16 protein-coding genes are annotated in these 14,821 nt (G+C 72.2%); 9 read left to right on the top strand and 7 right to left on the bottom strand.

From position 1 onward, the window contains the following. Positions 1-46: 46 nt before the first annotated feature. Both N8J89_RS13140 and N8J89_RS13135 read right to left on the bottom strand, forming a co-directional pair. Positions 47-955: an SDR family oxidoreductase gene (locus tag N8J89_RS13140; protein WP_283664622.1), complete on the bottom strand. Its 909-nt coding sequence runs from the start codon at positions 953-955 to the stop codon at positions 47-49. Continuing rightward, positions 952-1,728, bottom strand: coding sequence for an SDR family oxidoreductase (locus N8J89_RS13135; protein WP_283664621.1), 777 nt, complete (start codon positions 1,726-1,728; stop codon positions 952-954). The genes N8J89_RS13140 and N8J89_RS13135 overlap by 4 nt, the downstream gene beginning before the upstream one ends. A gap of 80 nt (positions 1,729-1,808) precedes the next feature. On the opposite strand from N8J89_RS13135, the gene N8J89_RS13130 reads away from it, so the two are divergent. Genes N8J89_RS13130 through N8J89_RS13115 form a run of 4 tightly spaced genes read left to right on the top strand, consistent with a single transcriptional unit; the run spans position 1,809 to position 5,155 of the window. Further along, positions 1,809-2,552, top strand: coding sequence for an enoyl-CoA hydratase family protein (locus N8J89_RS13130; RefSeq protein WP_283664620.1), 744 nt, complete (start codon positions 1,809-1,811; stop codon positions 2,550-2,552). A 14-nt stretch (positions 2,553-2,566) separates the two neighbouring features. Next, a complete protein-coding gene (locus tag N8J89_RS13125; protein WP_283664619.1) occupies positions 2,567-3,376 on the top strand; it encodes a CoA transferase subunit A in 810 nt (269 codons plus the stop codon). Between the two features lies 1 nt (position 3,377). Further along, positions 3,378-4,100 carry a CoA-transferase subunit beta gene (locus tag N8J89_RS13120; protein ID WP_283664618.1) on the top strand — a complete coding sequence of 241 codons (723 nt, stop codon included), beginning with the start codon at positions 3,378-3,380 and terminating at the stop codon, positions 4,098-4,100. Continuing rightward, positions 4,100-5,155 (top strand): NAD(P)H-dependent flavin oxidoreductase, encoded by a 1,056-nt coding sequence (locus tag N8J89_RS13115; protein WP_283664617.1) that lies wholly within the window; start codon positions 4,100-4,102, stop codon positions 5,153-5,155. Before N8J89_RS13120 ends, N8J89_RS13115 begins: the two co-directional genes overlap by 1 nt. Before the next feature lies 1 nt (position 5,156). Here N8J89_RS13115 and N8J89_RS13110 read toward each other — a convergent pair whose 3' ends face one another. Next, a complete protein-coding gene (locus tag N8J89_RS13110) occupies positions 5,157-5,888 on the bottom strand; it encodes an AraC family transcriptional regulator (protein ID WP_283664616.1) in 732 nt (243 codons plus the stop codon). Positions 5,889-5,942: 54 nt separating this feature from the next. Between N8J89_RS13110 and N8J89_RS13105 the strand changes: the two genes are divergently transcribed. Both N8J89_RS13105 and N8J89_RS13100 read left to right on the top strand, forming a co-directional pair. Next, positions 5,943-7,112, top strand: coding sequence for an MFS transporter (locus N8J89_RS13105; protein WP_283664615.1), 1,170 nt, complete (start codon positions 5,943-5,945; stop codon positions 7,110-7,112). A 16-nt stretch (positions 7,113-7,128) separates the two neighbouring features. After that, positions 7,129-9,210 carry a discoidin domain-containing protein gene (locus N8J89_RS13100; RefSeq protein ID WP_283664614.1) on the top strand — a complete coding sequence of 694 codons (2,082 nt, stop codon included), beginning with the start codon at positions 7,129-7,131 and terminating at the stop codon, positions 9,208-9,210. Between the two features lie 151 nt (positions 9,211-9,361). Here N8J89_RS13100 and N8J89_RS13095 read toward each other — a convergent pair whose 3' ends face one another. After that, positions 9,362-9,829 (bottom strand): Lrp/AsnC family transcriptional regulator, encoded by a 468-nt coding sequence (locus N8J89_RS13095; RefSeq protein WP_252483311.1) that lies wholly within the window; start codon positions 9,827-9,829, stop codon positions 9,362-9,364. A gap of 71 nt (positions 9,830-9,900) precedes the next feature. Between N8J89_RS13095 and N8J89_RS13090 the strand changes: the two genes are divergently transcribed. Beyond that, complete coding sequence (locus N8J89_RS13090; RefSeq protein WP_283664613.1) at positions 9,901-10,377, top strand: DUF2000 domain-containing protein; 477 nt, start codon at positions 9,901-9,903, stop codon at positions 10,375-10,377. 4 nt (positions 10,378-10,381) lie between these two features. Here the strand turns inward: N8J89_RS13090 and N8J89_RS13085 are convergent, their stop codons facing one another. Then, the gene (locus N8J89_RS13085; RefSeq protein ID WP_283664612.1) at positions 10,382-10,978 is read right to left on the bottom strand and encodes a TetR/AcrR family transcriptional regulator; all 597 of its coding nucleotides are present in this window, start codon (positions 10,976-10,978) and stop codon (positions 10,382-10,384) included. Between the two features lie 112 nt (positions 10,979-11,090). Between N8J89_RS13085 and N8J89_RS13080 the strand changes: the two genes are divergently transcribed. Further along, positions 11,091-11,834, top strand: a complete 744-nt coding sequence (locus N8J89_RS13080) for a 3-oxoacyl-ACP reductase family protein (RefSeq protein ID WP_283664611.1) — start codon at positions 11,091-11,093, stop codon at positions 11,832-11,834. Between the two features lies 1 nt (position 11,835). On the opposite strand, the gene N8J89_RS13075 is transcribed toward N8J89_RS13080, so the two are convergent. Continuing rightward, positions 11,836-12,999 (bottom strand): acyl-CoA dehydrogenase family protein, encoded by a 1,164-nt coding sequence (locus N8J89_RS13075; RefSeq protein ID WP_283664610.1) that lies wholly within the window; start codon positions 12,997-12,999, stop codon positions 11,836-11,838. Between the two features lie 22 nt (positions 13,000-13,021). Further along, positions 13,022-13,921: a LysR family transcriptional regulator gene (locus N8J89_RS13070; RefSeq protein ID WP_283664609.1), complete on the bottom strand. Its 900-nt coding sequence runs from the start codon at positions 13,919-13,921 to the stop codon at positions 13,022-13,024. Positions 13,922-13,981: 60 nt separating this feature from the next. Here N8J89_RS13070 and N8J89_RS13065 point away from each other — a divergent pair, with 60 nt between their 5' ends. Further along, positions 13,982-14,815, top strand: coding sequence for an LLM class F420-dependent oxidoreductase (locus N8J89_RS13065; RefSeq protein ID WP_283664608.1), 834 nt, complete (start codon positions 13,982-13,984; stop codon positions 14,813-14,815). Positions 14,816-14,821: the final 6 nt, after the last annotated feature.

Below are 14,821 nucleotides of genomic sequence, written 5' to 3'. Positions count from 1 at the left end.
TCGTGGTCGTTGTTGCGGCTGTCGCCTTAGCCGTCGCCGTGCCGGTTCAAGTCCCATAAACCGGCGCGGGCGCGGGACTCGCCGCCAACAGTCGCTGCACCGCCTCCCCCACTTCCTCCACCGGCCACCGCGAGCCCCGGTCGATGAACGGTCCGTGCCGCCACCCGTCCGCGACCCCGATCCGGCCGCCCTCCACCTCGAACATCCGGCCCGTCACCTCCCCCGACGCCTCGCTCCCCAGCCACACCACCAGCGGTGACACGTTCTCCGGTGCCATCGCGTCGAACTCCGCTTCCGTTGGCGCGGCCATGGTTTCCGCGAAGGCCAGTTCCGTCATCCGGGTCCTCGCGGCGGGGGCGATCGCGTTCACCGTCACCCCGTACCGGGCCAGTTCCGCTGCCGCGACCGTGGTGAGGCCCGCGATGCCCGCCTTGGCGGCCGAGTAGTTGCCCTGGCCGACGCTGCCCAGTAAACCTGCGCCGGAACTGGTGTTGATGACCCTGGCGGCGATGGGTCGGCCTGCTCGGTGTTCGGAGCGCCAGTAGGCGGCGGCGTGGCGCAGGGGGGCCATGTGGCCTTTGAGGTGGACTCGGATCACCGCGTCCCACTCGTGTTCTTCCATGTTGACCAGCATTCGGTCTCGTAGGAAGCCCGCGTTGTTCACCAGGACGTCCAGTTGGCCGAAGGATTCCACGGCGGCGCGGATGAGGCGCAGGGCGCCTTGCCAGTCGGCGATGTCCTCGGTGTTGGCCACCGCTTGGCCGCCCATGGCGGTGATCTCCTTGACCACCTGGTGGGCTGGGCCGGTGTTGGCGCCCAGGCCGTTGAGGGTCACGCCGGCGTCGTTGACCACGACCCTGGCTCCTGCCTGGGCGAAGGCCAGGGCATGCGCTCGGCCGAGCCCTCTGCCCGCGCCGGTGACGATGACGACGCGGTTGTGGCACAGCGGGGTCATGGAACCTCCCGGGAGGTGCTTGCCGACAGGAAGGCCGGGGACTCACCTCCGCCGTGCACCGGGAGCGTAGCGCCGCTGACGTAGGACGCCAGGGGGGAGGCCAGGAATACCGCGCAGGAACCGATTTCCGCTGGGTCGGCCAGACGGCCCAGCGGCACTGTGCGGCCGACGGCGGCGATACCGGCCTCGTCGCCGTAGTGCAGGTGGGACAGCTCGGTGCGGACCATGCCGACGGCCAGGGCGTTCACCCTGACCTTGGGGGCCCACTCGACGGCCAGGGTGGCGGTGAGGTTGTCGATGCCTGCCTTCGCCGCGCCGTAGGCCGCTGTTCCGGGGCTGGCTCGCCTGCCGCTGACGCTGCTCACCATCACGATCGTGCCCCCACCGTCCTGATCCTGCATCACCCGGTTGGCGGCCTGGGATACGAGCAGAGGGGCCAACAGGTTCAACTCGACCACCTTGGCGTGGAACCGGGGCGAGGCGTCCGCGGCCATCGCGAACGGAGCGCCGCCGGCGTTGTTGACCAGGACGTCCAGGCGGCCGTGCTGGCGGGTGATGGAGTCGATGAGGGTCTCCACCTGGGCTGGGTCGCGGACGTCACAGGGCAGGTGTTCGGGTGTCCGGCCCGCTTCCTGGATCGGCCGATCGGGTGGGCGGCGGGCGCAGGTGACCACCTGGGCTCCCGCGGACAGGAACGCTCGGGTTATTCCGGCGCCGACACCGCGCACTCCGCCGGTGATCAGGACTACTCGGCCAGCTAGGGACAGGTCCACCGCGCCACCTCCGGGGGTAGGCCGGGCGCCGGGCTTGCTGTTAACGTACCAAGCAATCGCTAGGTTTGGAAGAAGGCGCCATGGGCATCACCCGGAACGCGGCCGAGACCTCGATATCCGTTGTGACACTGGACTTTCCGCCGGTCAACGCGTTGCCCGCGCGGGCGTGGCAGGACCTGGCCGACACCATTGCCGAGGCGGGGCGGGACCCGGCGACGCATGTGGTGGTGTTGCGCGCGGAGGGGCGCGGGTTCTGCGCGGGGGTGGATCTCAAGGAGCTCCAGGCCGATCCGGACCGGGCGGCGATCATCGGGGTGAACCGGGGGTGCGCGGCCGCGTTCAGCGCGGTGTACGACTGCCCGGTGCCGGTGGTGGTGGCGGTGCAGGGGTTCTGCCTTGGCGGTGGGATCGGGTTGGTGGGCAACGCGGACATCGTGGTGGCGGCCGAGGATGCCAGCTTCGGGCTGCCGGAGGTGGACCGTGGCGCGCTGGGGGCGGCGACGCACCTGGCGCGGCTGGTGCCGCAGCACCTGATGCGGGCGCTGTACTTCACCGCGGCGCGGATCGACGCGCACGCGTTGCGGCAGCACGGTTCGGTGTACCGGGTGGTGCCGCGGGCGGAGCTGGACGAGGCGGCGCTGGTGGTGGCGCGGGAGATCGCGGCCAAGGATCCGCGGGTGATCCGGCGGGCCAAGGAGGCGATCAACGGGATCGACCCGCAGCCGGTGCACCGCAGCTACCGCTACGAGCAGGGCTTCACCTTCGAGCTGAACCTGACCGGGGCCGCGGACGAGGCCCGCGCCGCCTTCCTGGACCGCGGCTGAACGGGAGGATCACTGTGCGGGACAAGCGGATGACCGCCGATCAGGTGGTCGGTGAGCTGGCCGACGGGATGACCGTCGGGATCGGCGGCTGGGGGTCGCGCCGCAAACCGATGGCGCTGGTCAAGGCGATCCTGCGGTCCCCACTGCGCGACCTGACCGTGGTCGCCTACGGCGGCCCCGACCTGGGCATGCTGTGCGCGGCGGGCAAGGTGCGCAGGGCGGTCTACGGGTTCGTCTCGCTGGACTCCATCCCCTACGACCCGTGGTTCCAGCAGGTCCGCCAGCGCGGCGGCCTCGAAGTGTCCGAAGTGGACGAAGGCATGCTGCAGACCGGGCTGCGCGCGGCGGGGCACCGGCTGCCGTTCCTGCCGATCCGCGCGGGCCTGGCCTCCGACGTGCTCCGCCTCAACCCGGACCTGCGCCTGGTCGAATGTCCTTACACCGGCGAGGAACTGCTCGCCATGCCCGCACTGCCCCTGGACGCCGCGCTGGTGCACCTCAACCTGGCCGACCCGCACGGCAACGCCCGCTACCTCGGCCCCGACCCCTACTTCGACGACCTGTTCTGCCTGGCCGCCGCCCGCCGCTACGTCTCCTGCGAGCAGGTCGTGGACACCGCGGCCCTGGTGGCCGCCGGACCGCCACAAGGGTTGCTGCTCAACCGGATGATGGTCGACGGCGTCATCGAGGCCCCTGGCGGCGCGGGCTTCACCAGCTGCGTGCCGGACTACGACCGCGACGAGCAGGCCCAGCGCGCCTACGCGACCGCGGCACGGGAACAGACCTGGGAGTCCTTTGTGGACAGCTACCTGCGGGAGGTCTGAGATGACCGCGACCAGGGCCGAGGTGTGCGTGGCCGCCTGCGCCGACCTGTTCTGCCACGACGGCGAGATCCTGGCCAGCCCGATGGGCCTGATCCCCACCCTGGGCGCCCGCCTGGCCCGCCGCACCACCGTCCCCGACCTGCTGCTCAGCGACGGCGAGGCGACCCTGCTCGCCGAGGCGCCGGCCCTCGGCGAGTCAGCGCCCGCCGAGGGCTGGCTGCCCTACCGCCAGGTCTTCGACGTGGTCGCGCACGGCCGCAGGCACGTGGTGATGGGCGCCAACCAGCTGGACCGGCACGGCAACCAGAACATCTCCTGCATCGGCCCGCACGAACGACCCGTCCGGCAACTGCTCGGCGTGCGCGGCGCGCCCGGCAACACGGTCAACCACCGCACCAGCTACTGGGTGCCCCGGCACAGCGCCAGGGTGTTCGTGCCCGAGGTGGACGTGGTCTCCGGTGTCGGCACCAACCGCGATCCCGGCCGCTTCCACGACCTGCACCGGGTGGTCACCAACCTCGCCGTGCTCGACCTCACCGGCCCCGGCGGCACCCTGCGGCTGCGCTCGGTCCACCCCGGCGTCACCGTCGAGGAAGTGCTGGCACAGACCGGGTTTCCCCTGGACACCAGTGAGGTCACCGAGACCCGCCAACCGGAGGAACAGGAGCTCACGCTGATCCGGCAGCTCGACCCGCAGGCCCGGCGCGACCGCGAGGTGCCGTGATGGACACCGCGCTGACCCGGCTGACCGGTGTGCGGTATCCGGTGATGCAGACCGGCATGGGCTGGGTGGCCGGACCGCGGCTGGTGTCGGCCACCGCGAACGCGGGCGGCCTGGGCATCCTGGCCTCGGCCACCATGACCTACTCCGAGCTGGCGCACGCGATCCGGGAGACCCGCGCCCGCACGGAGCAGCCGTTCGGGGTCAACCTGCGCGCCGACGCGCACGACGCCGAGCAACGGGTGGAGCTGCTGATCCAGGAGCAGGTTCGGGTCGCTTCCTTCGCGCTGGCACCGAAACCCGAGCTGATCGCCAAGCTCAAGCAGGCCGGGGTCGTGGTGATCCCCTCGGTCGGCGCGGCCCGGCACGCGCGCAAGGTCGCGGGCTGGGGCGCGGATGCGGTGCTGGTGCAGGGCAACGAGGGCGGCGGCCACACCGGCGGCGTCGCCACCACCCTGCTGCTGCCCGCGGTGGTGGACGCGGTGGACATCCCGGTGATCGCCGCCGGCGGCTTCTTCGACGGCCGGGGCCTGGCCGCGGCGCTGTGCTACGGCGCGGCGGGCATCGCGATGGGCACCCGGTTCCTGCTCACCCAGGAGAGCCCGGTGCCGGCGGCGGTGAAACGCCAGTACCTGGCGCACGACCTCAACGGCACCGTGGTGACGCACAAGGTCGACGGCCTGCCGCACCGGGTGCTGCGCACCGACCTGGTCAACCGCTTGGAGCACCACGGAAACCTGCGCGGACTGGTCCGGGCGCTGGGCAACGCGCGCCGGTTCCGCAGGCTGACCGGCCAGAGCTGGCGCACCCTGTTCCGCGACGGCATCGCCTTGCGCCACAACAAGAAGCTCAGCTGGGCGCAGACCGTCATGGCCGCGAACACGCCGATGTTGTTGCGGGCCGGGCTGGTCCAGGGCGACACCGCCGCCGGGGTGCTCGCCTCGGGACAGGTGGTCGGCCTGCTCGAGGACCTGCCCACCTGCGCCGAGCTGATCGAGAACCTGGTCACCGAGGCCCGGTCCACCCTGGCGCGGGTGGCCCGCCTGGACGGCCGGTAGGTCAGCCGCGACCGGGCGTGTGCCCGAAGGCGCGGCGGAAGACGTCGATGAACGCGCTCGGGGTGGCCCAGCCGCAGCGGTGCGCCACCGTGGTCACCGGCAGGTCCTCGGCCAGCAGCATCAGCGCGTGCTGCAACCGCAGCTGGGTCCGCCACTGCGGGAAGGACATGCCCAGCTCCGCCCGGCACAACCGGGACAGCGTGCGCTCACTGGCCCCGATCTCCGCGCCGAACTCACCCAGCGTGCGCCCGTCCGCCGGGTCGGCGTGCAGCCGCGCGCACACCGCGGCCAGCCGGGCATCCCGCGCGGCAGGCAGCCGGATCGGCTCCTGCGGCGAGCGCCGGAGCTGGTCCAGCAGCACCGCCAGCAGCCGCCGCCGCTCCGGGGTGTCCCCGGTCATCGCGGTGTAGGCGATGATCACCTCGCGCAGCAGCGGCCCGACCGCGAGCACCGCGGGCTGGGTCAGCCCCAGCGGGTTCTGGGTGACCGGCAGGCCGATCAGGTGCAGCTCGATCCGCCCGTACGCCCGGTGCTCGTGGGTCACCCCGGCTGGCACCCACAGCGCCTTGGTGGCCGGGGCCAGCCAGCGACCGGCGTCCGTGGTCACCGCGAGCACCCCGGTGGCGGCGTAGTGGATCTGGTTGTCGTCGTGCCGGTGCGGGTCGATGCCCGACCCCGCGGCCAGTTCCCGGTGTGTGGTCGGCGCCACCGGCATGTGGCGGGATTTCGACATTGTCTGGCAGCTTATCGGAAGCACGCCGATCCCGCGCGGATCAGGCTTGATGCCATGCAGAACTCACCACGCGTGCCCACGCTGTTGCTCGCGGCCGGGCACGGCAGCGTTGACCTGTTCCAGGGCGCGGTACCGGTGCTGGTGCCGTTCCTGGTCGCCGAACGCGGTTACGGCTACGTCGCGGTCGCCGGGCTGGCGCTGGCCGCGAGCCTGCTGTCCTCGGTGGTGCAGCCGCTGTTCGGGCTGTGGACCGACCGGCGCCCGCTGCCCTGGCTGGCCCCGGCCGGCCTGGTGCTGGCCGGGCTCGGCATCGCGCTGGCCGGGCTGGTGCAGAGCTACCCGCTGACCTTCGCCGCGGTCGCGCTGAGCGGGCTGGGCGTGGCCGCCTACCACCCGGAGGCGGCCCGGCTGGCCCGCGCGATCACCGGCGGCGACCCGGTCGGCATGAGCACCTTCTCCGTCGGCGGCAACATCGGCTTCGCCCTCGCCCCGATCCTGGCCGCCCCGGTGCTGGCCATCGGCGGCCTGCGGGCCACCCCGCTGCTGCTGGTGCTCACCGCGATCGGATTGCTGGCCACACTTCCGTTGCTGGGCAAGCACTCCCCCGCGCCCGGCCACCGCACCACCAAGCCGGGCAAGGACAACTGGCCCGCCTTCCGCACCCTGTCCGCCATCGTCGTGCTCCGCTCCATCGGCTACCTCGGCCTGAGCACCTTCCTCGGCCTGTTCGTGCTCCAGCGGGTGTCCGCAGACCCGACGGCGAGCGCGGCCGCGCTGACCGTGCTCTACGCCGGTGGCGCGGCAGGCACGGTGCTCGGCGGCAGGCTGGCCCGCCACTGGGGCCGGGTGCGGGTGCTGCGGATCGCCTACGCCGCAGCGGTTCCGGCGGTGGCCGGGATCGCGCTGGTGCCGGGTCCGGCGCTGTACGCCTCCATCGCGGCCACCGCGCTGGCCCTGTCGGTGCCGTTCTCACTGCACGTCACGCTGGGCCAGGACTACCTGCCGAACCGGATCGGCACCGCCAGCGGCGTCACCCTCGGTCTGGCGGTCAGCGCGGGCGGCGCGTTCGCCCCGCTGCTCGGCCTGCTCGCCGAGGCCACCTCGTTGCAGCTCACCCTGGCCCTGCTGGCACTGCTGCCCGCCGCGGCCTGGCTGCTGGGCCGCCGCCTGCCCGAACCGGGGCTGACCGTTGTCGGCCACCAGGACCCGGTCGGCACCCGGTAACGCCAGAATCCCAGTCATGCCACGATGTTCCGCCGCGCTCGTGCTGACGGCCTGCCTCGCGCTCGGCCTCGGCACGAGCCCCGGCCACGCTGCCCCGGCCGTCGACCCCTACCCGGCGGTGGGCGCGGGCACCCGGTTCCTGGACCAGGACCGGCTGCTCGGCGGCCTGCCGGAACCCGGCTGGTTCAAGGCGAACATCCCGTTCGTGGACCTGCCGGACGCCCAGGTGCAGGAGATCTACTACTACCGGTGGAAGGTCTTCCAGGAGGCGCTGAAGAACACCGGCCCGCAGGAGGGCTGGCTGGTCAGCGAGTTCCTCGGCCCGGTCGGCTACTCCGCACCCAAGGGCGGGATCGTGGCCGCGGCCGGGCACCACGTCTACGAGGGCCGCTGGCTGCGCGACACCCGGTACCTGGACGACTACCTGCGCTACTGGCTGCGCGGCAGCGGCGCGGGGCCCAAGCCGGCCACCGAGTTCCTGAACAAGAACACCACCGACTGGGCGCACCAGTACTCCAGCTGGCTGGCCGACGCGACTGTGGCGCGGGCCTCGGTGACCGGGGACTGGCGGTTCGCCACCGGCCTGCTGCCCGAGCTGCGCCGCCACTGGGACCGCTGGTCGCCGCAGTTGGACACCGGGACCGGCCTGTACTGGCAGACCCCGGTGTGGGACGCCATGGAGTACACCGCGAGCTCCTACCAGAGCCCCGATCCGTACCACGGCGGCGACGGTTTCCGCCCCACGCTCAACACCTACCAGATCGCCGACGCCCGCGCGATCGCCGCCCTGTCCCGCCGCACCGGCGACCACACCACCGCCGCCTACTTCACCCAACGCGCCCGCGAGCTGTCCGTGGCACAGGAAAAATGGCTGTGGGACCCGAACTCGGCCTTCTACAAGCACGCGATGCGCGACGACAACCCGGACCGCCGCAAGATCGCCGACCGCGAACAGATCGGCTTCGTCCCCTGGGCCTTCCACACCGCCCCGGCCGCGAACGCCGCGGCCTGGGCTCAGCTCACCGACCCACAGGGCTTCGACGCCCCCTACGGCCCGCCCACGGTGGAACGCCGCAGCCGCTGGTTCATGCACGAGGCGGACCGGGGCTGCTGCCGCTGGGACGGCCCCAGCTGGCCCTACGCCACCAGCCAAACCCTGACCGGCCTGGCCAACCTGCTCATCGACTACCCCAGCCAGTCCTTTGTAGACAAAGGTGACTACTACACCGCCCTACGCCGTTACGCGCTCACCCAGTACAAGAACGGCCGCCCGCACGTGGCCGAGGCGCACCACCCCGACCGTCCACAGTGGATGTACGACACGCCGGGCCACAGCCAGGACTACAACCACTCCACCTACACCGACCTGGTCCTCTCCGGCCTGCTCGGCCTCCGCCCGCAGCCGGACAGCTCGGTCCTGCTGCACCCGCTGACCCCGGCCGACTGGACCCACTTCGCCCTGGAGAACCTGCCCTACCACGGCCGCAACCTCACCGTGCTGTGGGACAAGGACGGCGCGAAGTACAAGCAGGGCAAGGGCTTCCGCGTCTACCTCGACGGCAAGCTGGTCGCCACCCGCCCGACCCCCGGCCCGCTCCACATCCCCGTCCCCGACGGCTCCCGACAACCCCTGCCGCACCTGGTCGACGACGCGGCCAACCCCACCGGCCAGGGCCACCCCGCCGCCACCGCCTCCTACGCCAACCCCGGCGACGACCCCCGCCGCGCCAACGACGGCCAGAACCACTTCCTGGACGTGCCCACCACCCGCTGGACCAGCTACCGCTCCCCCAACCCCCAGGACTGGCTGGCCGTCGACTTCGGCCGCCCCACCACGGTCTCCGACGTCCGCCTGTACTTCTACGACGACCGCGGCGGCGTCCAGCCCCCGGCCACGTTCGGCCTGCAACACCGCCACCCCGACGGCACCTGGCACGACATCCCCGCCCAGCACCGCACCCCGGCCACCCCGATCGGCAACGACCTCACCCGGATCACCTTCCCACCCCTGGAAACAACCGCCCTACGAGTGGTCGGCACCCCAAAACCCGGCACCAGCTTCGGCCTGACCGCCTTCCAGTCCTGGCGCGCCCCCTAGCCCGAGTGTTGGCCGATCTCGTACGGAGTGTTGGCCGTTGTCGTACGGAGTGTTGGCCGCTCCGGTGCCCACTTCGGCCAACCTGGGGTACGACAACGGCCAACACCGTGTACGAGATCGGCCAACACTCGGGGCGGGGCTGGCGTGTCGGCTAGCTCTCCGCGGGGTCGACGACCGCGCTGCGGATGTGTTCGTAGACCACGCTGGTGCGCACGTCGGCGACCTCCGGTCGCTCGGTCAGGCGGTCGATCACGAAGGCGTACAGGCTGTGGTTGTCCGGGACCGCGACGTGGATCAGGAAGTCCTCGCCGCCGGTCACCACGAACACGCCGACCGTCTCCGGCAGCCCGGTGACCCACTCGCGGAATGCCTCGATGCGCGGGCGGGACGGCGGGCGCAGCCGGACCGCGATCAGGGCCTGCACCGGGCGGCCGATCTTGTCCAGGTCGAGCTCGGCGCGGAAACCGCGGATCACGCCGCGCTCGCGCAGGCCGCGGACCCGCTCCAGCGAGGTGGACGGGGAGACGCCGGTGGCCGCGGCCAGTTCGCGGTTGGTGCGCCGACCATCTCGCTGGAGTTCCCGCAGCAGCGCCTGATCTAGTTCGTCGAGCCTGTCCATTACCGGCTTCTCTCCGAATTAAGTTCGATTGAGCAGCGACCCTACCGCGTGAGTGCCTAGCATCCGGTTGTATGTCCGCACTTGTCACGCCAGCTGAGCTGGTCACCGAAGAACTGCGCACCGACCAGTCCACCCGGCAGACCCGGATCAAGTGGGTCATGGCCGTCGACCCCGAGCTGCCCATCGGCCTGATCGCCAACGCCACCGCCTGCCTGGGCGCGGTGATCGGCCGGGCCCTGCCCAACGTGCTCGGCCCGGACACCAAGGACGGCGCGGGCAGCGTGCACGCCGGACTGCCCTGGCTGGGCTGCCCGATCCTGGCCGCCGACGCCGAACGGCTGAGCCGCATCCGGGCCAAGGCGCAGGACCGGCCGGACGTGCTCATCGCCGACATGTCCGAGGTGGCGCAGAACGGCCGGGTCTACGACGAGTACCAGGACGCGCTGGCCACCCTGGCCGCCGAGGACATCCGCTACCGCGCGCTGGCCATCGTGGGACCGCGCAACCGGGTGGACAAGCTGGTCGGCGGACTTCCCCTGCTGCGCTGAGGTTTCAGGCCACCATGCCGTCCCAGGCCCGCATGGTCAGGTCCACCACCCGGTCCAGCTTCGCCCGGCTCGCGCCGCCCGCGGCCTGCACCGAGATGCCGAAGGCCACCGCGCTGAGGTAGCGGGCGAGGTCGGCACAGTCCACCGTGGACGCGATCTCGCCGTCGGCGCGGGCCCGGCGGAAGCGGGCCGCCAGCGCGCGTTCGCCCTCGCGCCGCCAGTCCAGCAGCTCCTGCCGGATGCCGTCGTGGTCCGGGCCGACCGCCAGCGCGCCCTGCACGCCGAGGCAGCCCCGAGGGCAGCCCTTGGCCGTGGTGACCCGGACCGCGCCGCGCAGGAACACCTCGGCGGTCTGCCGCGCGGTCGGCTGGGTCAGCGACTCGCCCATGTGCGTGGCGTAGTGCTCGGTGTAGTGCGCCAGCGCGCGGCGGAACAGCTCAGCCTTGTTGCCGTAGGCGGCGTACAGGCTGGGCCGGTTGACCCCGACCGCCTCGGTCAGGTCGGTCAGCGCGGCGCCCTCGTAGCCCTGCTGCCAGAACACGCGCAGCGCGGCGTCCAGTCCCGCGTCCACGTCGAACTCCCGAGGCCGTCCGGCGGGCATCGCACACCTCCGTCACCGTAACGAATACCACTCGGTACAGAATAAGCTTGACCGCGTCGGGCCGCCAGCCTTAAATATGTACCGACCGATAAACAATGATGGGGAGCACGGCATGGCACAGCAGCTGGCGGGACGGGTCGCGTTGGTGACGGGTGGTTCGCGGGGCATCGGCGCGGCGGTGGCGATCCGCCTGGCCAAGGAGGGCGCGGCGGTCGCGCTGACCTACGCCAGCTCGCCGGAGCGGGCGCGGCAGGTGGTGGCCACCATCACCGAGGCCGGCGGTCGGGCAGTGGCGATCAAGGCGGACTCGGCCTCCGAGGCGGAGGTGGTGGCCTCGGTCGAGCAGACCGTGGCCGAGTTCGGCGGGCTGGACATCCTGGTCAACAACGCCGGTGGCGGCCGCTGGGCCACCGTGGACGAGCTGACCGTGGCCGACTTCGACCGCACCTTCGCGGTCAACGTGCGCGCGGTGTTCGTGGCCGTGCTGGCCGCGAACCGGCACCTGCGCGAGGGTGGGCGGATCATCACCATCGGCAGCATCAACGGCGACCGCATTCCGGTGCCCGGCGGCTCGGTCTACGCCGCGGCCAAGGCCGCCATCGACGGTCTCACCAAGGGCCTGGCCCGCGACTTCGGCCCGCGCGGTATCACCGTGACCAACGTGCAGCCCGGCCCGGTGGACACCGAGGGCAACCCGGCCGCCGGCCCGCACGCCGACTCCATGCGCGGCCTGATGGCGTTGCCGCGCTTCGGAAACGTCGAGGAGGTGGCCAGCTTCGTGGCCTACCTGGCCGGTCCCGGGTCCAGCTTCATCACCGGCACCAGCCTGGACGTCGACGGCGGCTACGGGGCCTGAGTCACAGCACCGGCGTGATCTGGTCGTCCCGGCCCAGCAGCGCCTTGCCGTAGACCTCAAGTCCCACCGGCAGCACCGCGACCGCGTGCCGGGCGGCCACCGCGGAGTCCCGCCAGATCCGTTGCAGCGCACTGCTGTGCGCGAACCCGCTGGCCCCGTGCGCGGTCAGCAACAGCTCGATCGCCTGGCGCACCTGCTCGATCGCCCACACCGTGTCCGCCCGGACCCTGGCCCTGGTCACCAGGTCCGGGTGGACACCCCGCGCGGCGGCGTCGTCGATGTCCGCGGCAGCCCGGAAGGCGTGCAGGTGTGCGGTGTCGATGCGGGTGGCGGCCTCGGCGAGCTGGAGCTGGAAGGCCACCGAGTCGGTCTGCCGGGCGTAGGTGGTGGAGGCGATGGCCTTGGTGTCCGCGGCCGCGCGCACGATCCGCAGCGCGGCCCGGCCCATGCCCAGCTGCGGGGCGGTGAGCACCAGGGTCAGCGTGGGGCCGAAACCGGCGCGGTAGCGGGGGTGGTCCACGCCGAGCTCACCGCGGACCGCCTTGGGCAGGGAGACGATGCGGTGCGCGGGCACGAACACGTCCTCGGCGATCAGGCAGTTGCTGCCGGTGGACTGCATGCCGGCCATGTCCCAGGTGTCCTCGAACCCCAGTTCCGCCTTGGGCACCAGGGCTATTCCCTGGTCCACCACCGCGCCGGAGTCATCCGTCAGCGGCAGGCCCAGCATCGCCCAGCTCGCGTGCCAGGACCCGGAGCTCCAGTACCAGCGGCCGGTGAGCCGGTGCCCGCCGTCGACCTTGCGGCTGGTGGAGGTCGGCGGCAGGGCGCCGCAGATCAGCGCTTCCGGGTCCGCACCCCACAGCTCTTCCTGCGCCCGCTCGGGGAAGAGTCCGGCGACCCAGGCCCCGGTGTTGCACAGGGTCAGCACCCACCCGGTGCCGCCGTCGGCCTCGGCGACGGTGGCGCAGACCTCCAGCAGCTCGGTCATGGACAGCTCGTGCCCGCCGTAGGCCCTCGGCTGGACCAGCCGGAACAGCCCGGCCGAGACCAGCGCGTCCAGCGTCTCCGCCGGGATCCGCCGGTCCCGTTCGCCCCGCTCGGCGTTGTCGCTGATCAGCGGCCGCAGTTCGGCAGCCCTGGCCAGTAGTTCGGCCGCGCTCGTCATCGTGCCCCCCCAGTCGCCTCGGTCAGGCTGCCTGCTGGCACAGGCAGTGCACACAGGAGTCGGCGAAGACCCGGACCGCCTCCCGGTCGTCCTCGGCCCGCCAGATCACCGCCAGCTGGGCCGGCGGCAGGCCGGTGACCGGGCGGCAGCGCACGTCCGGCCGTTGGTACAGCTCGACATTGCCCGCGGCGAGCAGGCTGACGCCGAGTCCGGCGGCGACCGCCTCGAAGCTCTCCTCCGCGGTGGCCGCCTCCACCCCGATCAGCGCGGGCCGGTCCCGGTGCGCGGTGCCCAGCCAGAACTCCCGCTGCGGCCCGGCGGCCGGGGGCAGCGCCACGAACGGCTCGCCGGCCAGCTCGGCGAACGACACACTGTCCGAAGTGGACAGACGATGGCCGGGTGGCAGCGCGGCCCACAGCGGTTCGGTGCTGACCACCTTCCAGGACAGGCCGGCGTTCGGCGGCACCGGCAGCCAGCCGATGGCCACGTCGGTCTGCCCGTCCAGCAGGCCGGCCGCCGGGTCGGTCCAGCTGACCTGCCGGAAGCTGAGCCGCCACTGCGGCAGCACCGCGCCCAGCCGCGCGGTGACGGTGGGGATCAGACCGCGGCCGATGCGGGTCTGGAAACCGACGGTGAGCACGGTGTCACAGCAGGAGGCCGCCTCGCCGACCTGCCGCCTGGCCTGTTCCCACTGCGCCAGCATCTCCCTGGCCAGTGGCAACAGCGCCGAACCGGCCGGGGTGAGCGCGACGGTGCGGCGGTCCCGGTCGAACAGCTCCACCCGCAGCTGGGTCTCCAGCTGCCGGATCTGGCGGCTGAGCGTGGGCTGGGCGATGAACAGCCGGTCGGTGGCCGCCCTGGTGAAGCTCAGCTCCTCCGCGACGGCCACGAAGTAGCGCAGGTCACGCAGGTGTGGCTCCATAGCAACAGGCTATAACAACAGGTCTTGGACGCGGCGGGAAATCGCACGGACGATTGCGGCATGGATCTGAGCGTGCAGGGCCTGAACCTGCGAAACACGGTGGGCCCGGCGGAGACGACCCGGCTGGCACGGCTGGCCGAGGACCTGGGTTTCCGCGGCTGGTGGGCCAGTGAGCACGTGGTGCTGCCCAGCCCGCCGCCCGAGGACGTGCCGATGAACCCCCTGGAGCCGATCCTGGATCCCCTGGTGCACCTGAGCTTCGTCGCCGCGGTGACCGAGCGGTTGCAGCTGGGCACGGCGATCGTGATCCTGCCGCAGCGCAACCCGGTGGTGCTGGCCAAGCAGGTCGCCAGCCTGGACCACCTCAGTGGCGGCCGGTTCACCCTGGGTGTCGGCGCGGGCTACCTGGAGCCGGAGATGACCGCGGTGGGCGTGCCGATGGCCGAGCGCGGGGCCCGCACCGACGAGTACCTGGACGCGATGCACGCGCTGTGGACGCAGCCCTCGCCCGCCTTCGACGGCAAGTTCGCCAAGTTCGCCAACGTGGACGCCCACCCCAAGCCGGCCGGCCAGCGGATCGTGGTCGGCGGTCACAGCCCGGCCGCCTACCGCCGCGCGGTCTCCCGTGGCCACGGCTGGTACGGGGTGGCCGGGGGCGCTGACGACCTGCGCCGCAGCCTGGACGGCCTGCGCAAGGCCGCGGACCAGGTGGAGCGGCCGGAACGCCTGGGCCGCCTGCGCATCCACCTGGTCCAGTCCCCCACCACGCCGACCCGGGCCGAGGCCGAGGCCTACCGCGAACTGGGTGTGGACGAGCTGGTGCTGTTCCCGACCCACGGGTCGACTCCGGCGGAGGTCGCCAGGGAGATGGAGGAGTTCAGCAAGCTGGGCTGACCGCGG

It is taken from the genome of Crossiella sp. CA-258035, from assembly GCF_030064675.1.
Classification (GTDB): Bacteria; Actinomycetota; Actinomycetes; order Mycobacteriales; family Pseudonocardiaceae; genus Crossiella.
This window is presented reverse-complemented; position numbering and strand designations above follow the sequence as displayed.

What these genes read in the sequence shown, in the direction of transcription:
- N8J89_RS13075 (WP_283664610.1), bottom strand. Translation starts at nt 12,999, where the DNA reads ATGACGAGCGCGGCCGAACTACTGGCCAGGGCTGCCGAACTGCGGCCG.
- N8J89_RS13085 (WP_283664612.1), bottom strand. Translation starts at nt 10,978, where the DNA reads ATGCCCGCCGGACGGCCTCGGGAGTTCGACGTGGACGCGGGACTGGAC.
- N8J89_RS13100 (WP_283664614.1), top strand. Translation starts at nt 7,129, where the DNA reads ATGCCACGATGTTCCGCCGCGCTCGTGCTGACGGCCTGCCTCGCGCTC.
- N8J89_RS13130 (WP_283664620.1), top strand. Translation starts at nt 1,809, where the DNA reads ATGGGCATCACCCGGAACGCGGCCGAGACCTCGATATCCGTTGTGACA.
- N8J89_RS13120 (WP_283664618.1), top strand. Translation starts at nt 3,378, where the DNA reads ATGACCGCGACCAGGGCCGAGGTGTGCGTGGCCGCCTGCGCCGACCTG.
- N8J89_RS13115 (WP_283664617.1), top strand. Translation starts at nt 4,100, where the DNA reads ATGGACACCGCGCTGACCCGGCTGACCGGTGTGCGGTATCCGGTGATG.
- N8J89_RS13080 (WP_283664611.1), top strand. Translation starts at nt 11,091, where the DNA reads ATGGCACAGCAGCTGGCGGGACGGGTCGCGTTGGTGACGGGTGGTTCG.
- N8J89_RS13140 (WP_283664622.1), bottom strand. Translation starts at nt 955, where the DNA reads ATGACCCCGCTGTGCCACAACCGCGTCGTCATCGTCACCGGCGCGGGC.
- N8J89_RS13090 (WP_283664613.1), top strand. Translation starts at nt 9,901, where the DNA reads ATGTCCGCACTTGTCACGCCAGCTGAGCTGGTCACCGAAGAACTGCGC.
- N8J89_RS13105 (WP_283664615.1), top strand. Translation starts at nt 5,943, where the DNA reads ATGCAGAACTCACCACGCGTGCCCACGCTGTTGCTCGCGGCCGGGCAC.
- N8J89_RS13110 (WP_283664616.1), bottom strand. Translation starts at nt 5,888, where the DNA reads ATGTCGAAATCCCGCCACATGCCGGTGGCGCCGACCACACACCGGGAA.
- N8J89_RS13070 (WP_283664609.1), bottom strand. Translation starts at nt 13,921, where the DNA reads ATGGAGCCACACCTGCGTGACCTGCGCTACTTCGTGGCCGTCGCGGAG.
- N8J89_RS13065 (WP_283664608.1), top strand. Translation starts at nt 13,982, where the DNA reads ATGGATCTGAGCGTGCAGGGCCTGAACCTGCGAAACACGGTGGGCCCG.
- N8J89_RS13095 (WP_252483311.1), bottom strand. Translation starts at nt 9,829, where the DNA reads ATGGACAGGCTCGACGAACTAGATCAGGCGCTGCTGCGGGAACTCCAG.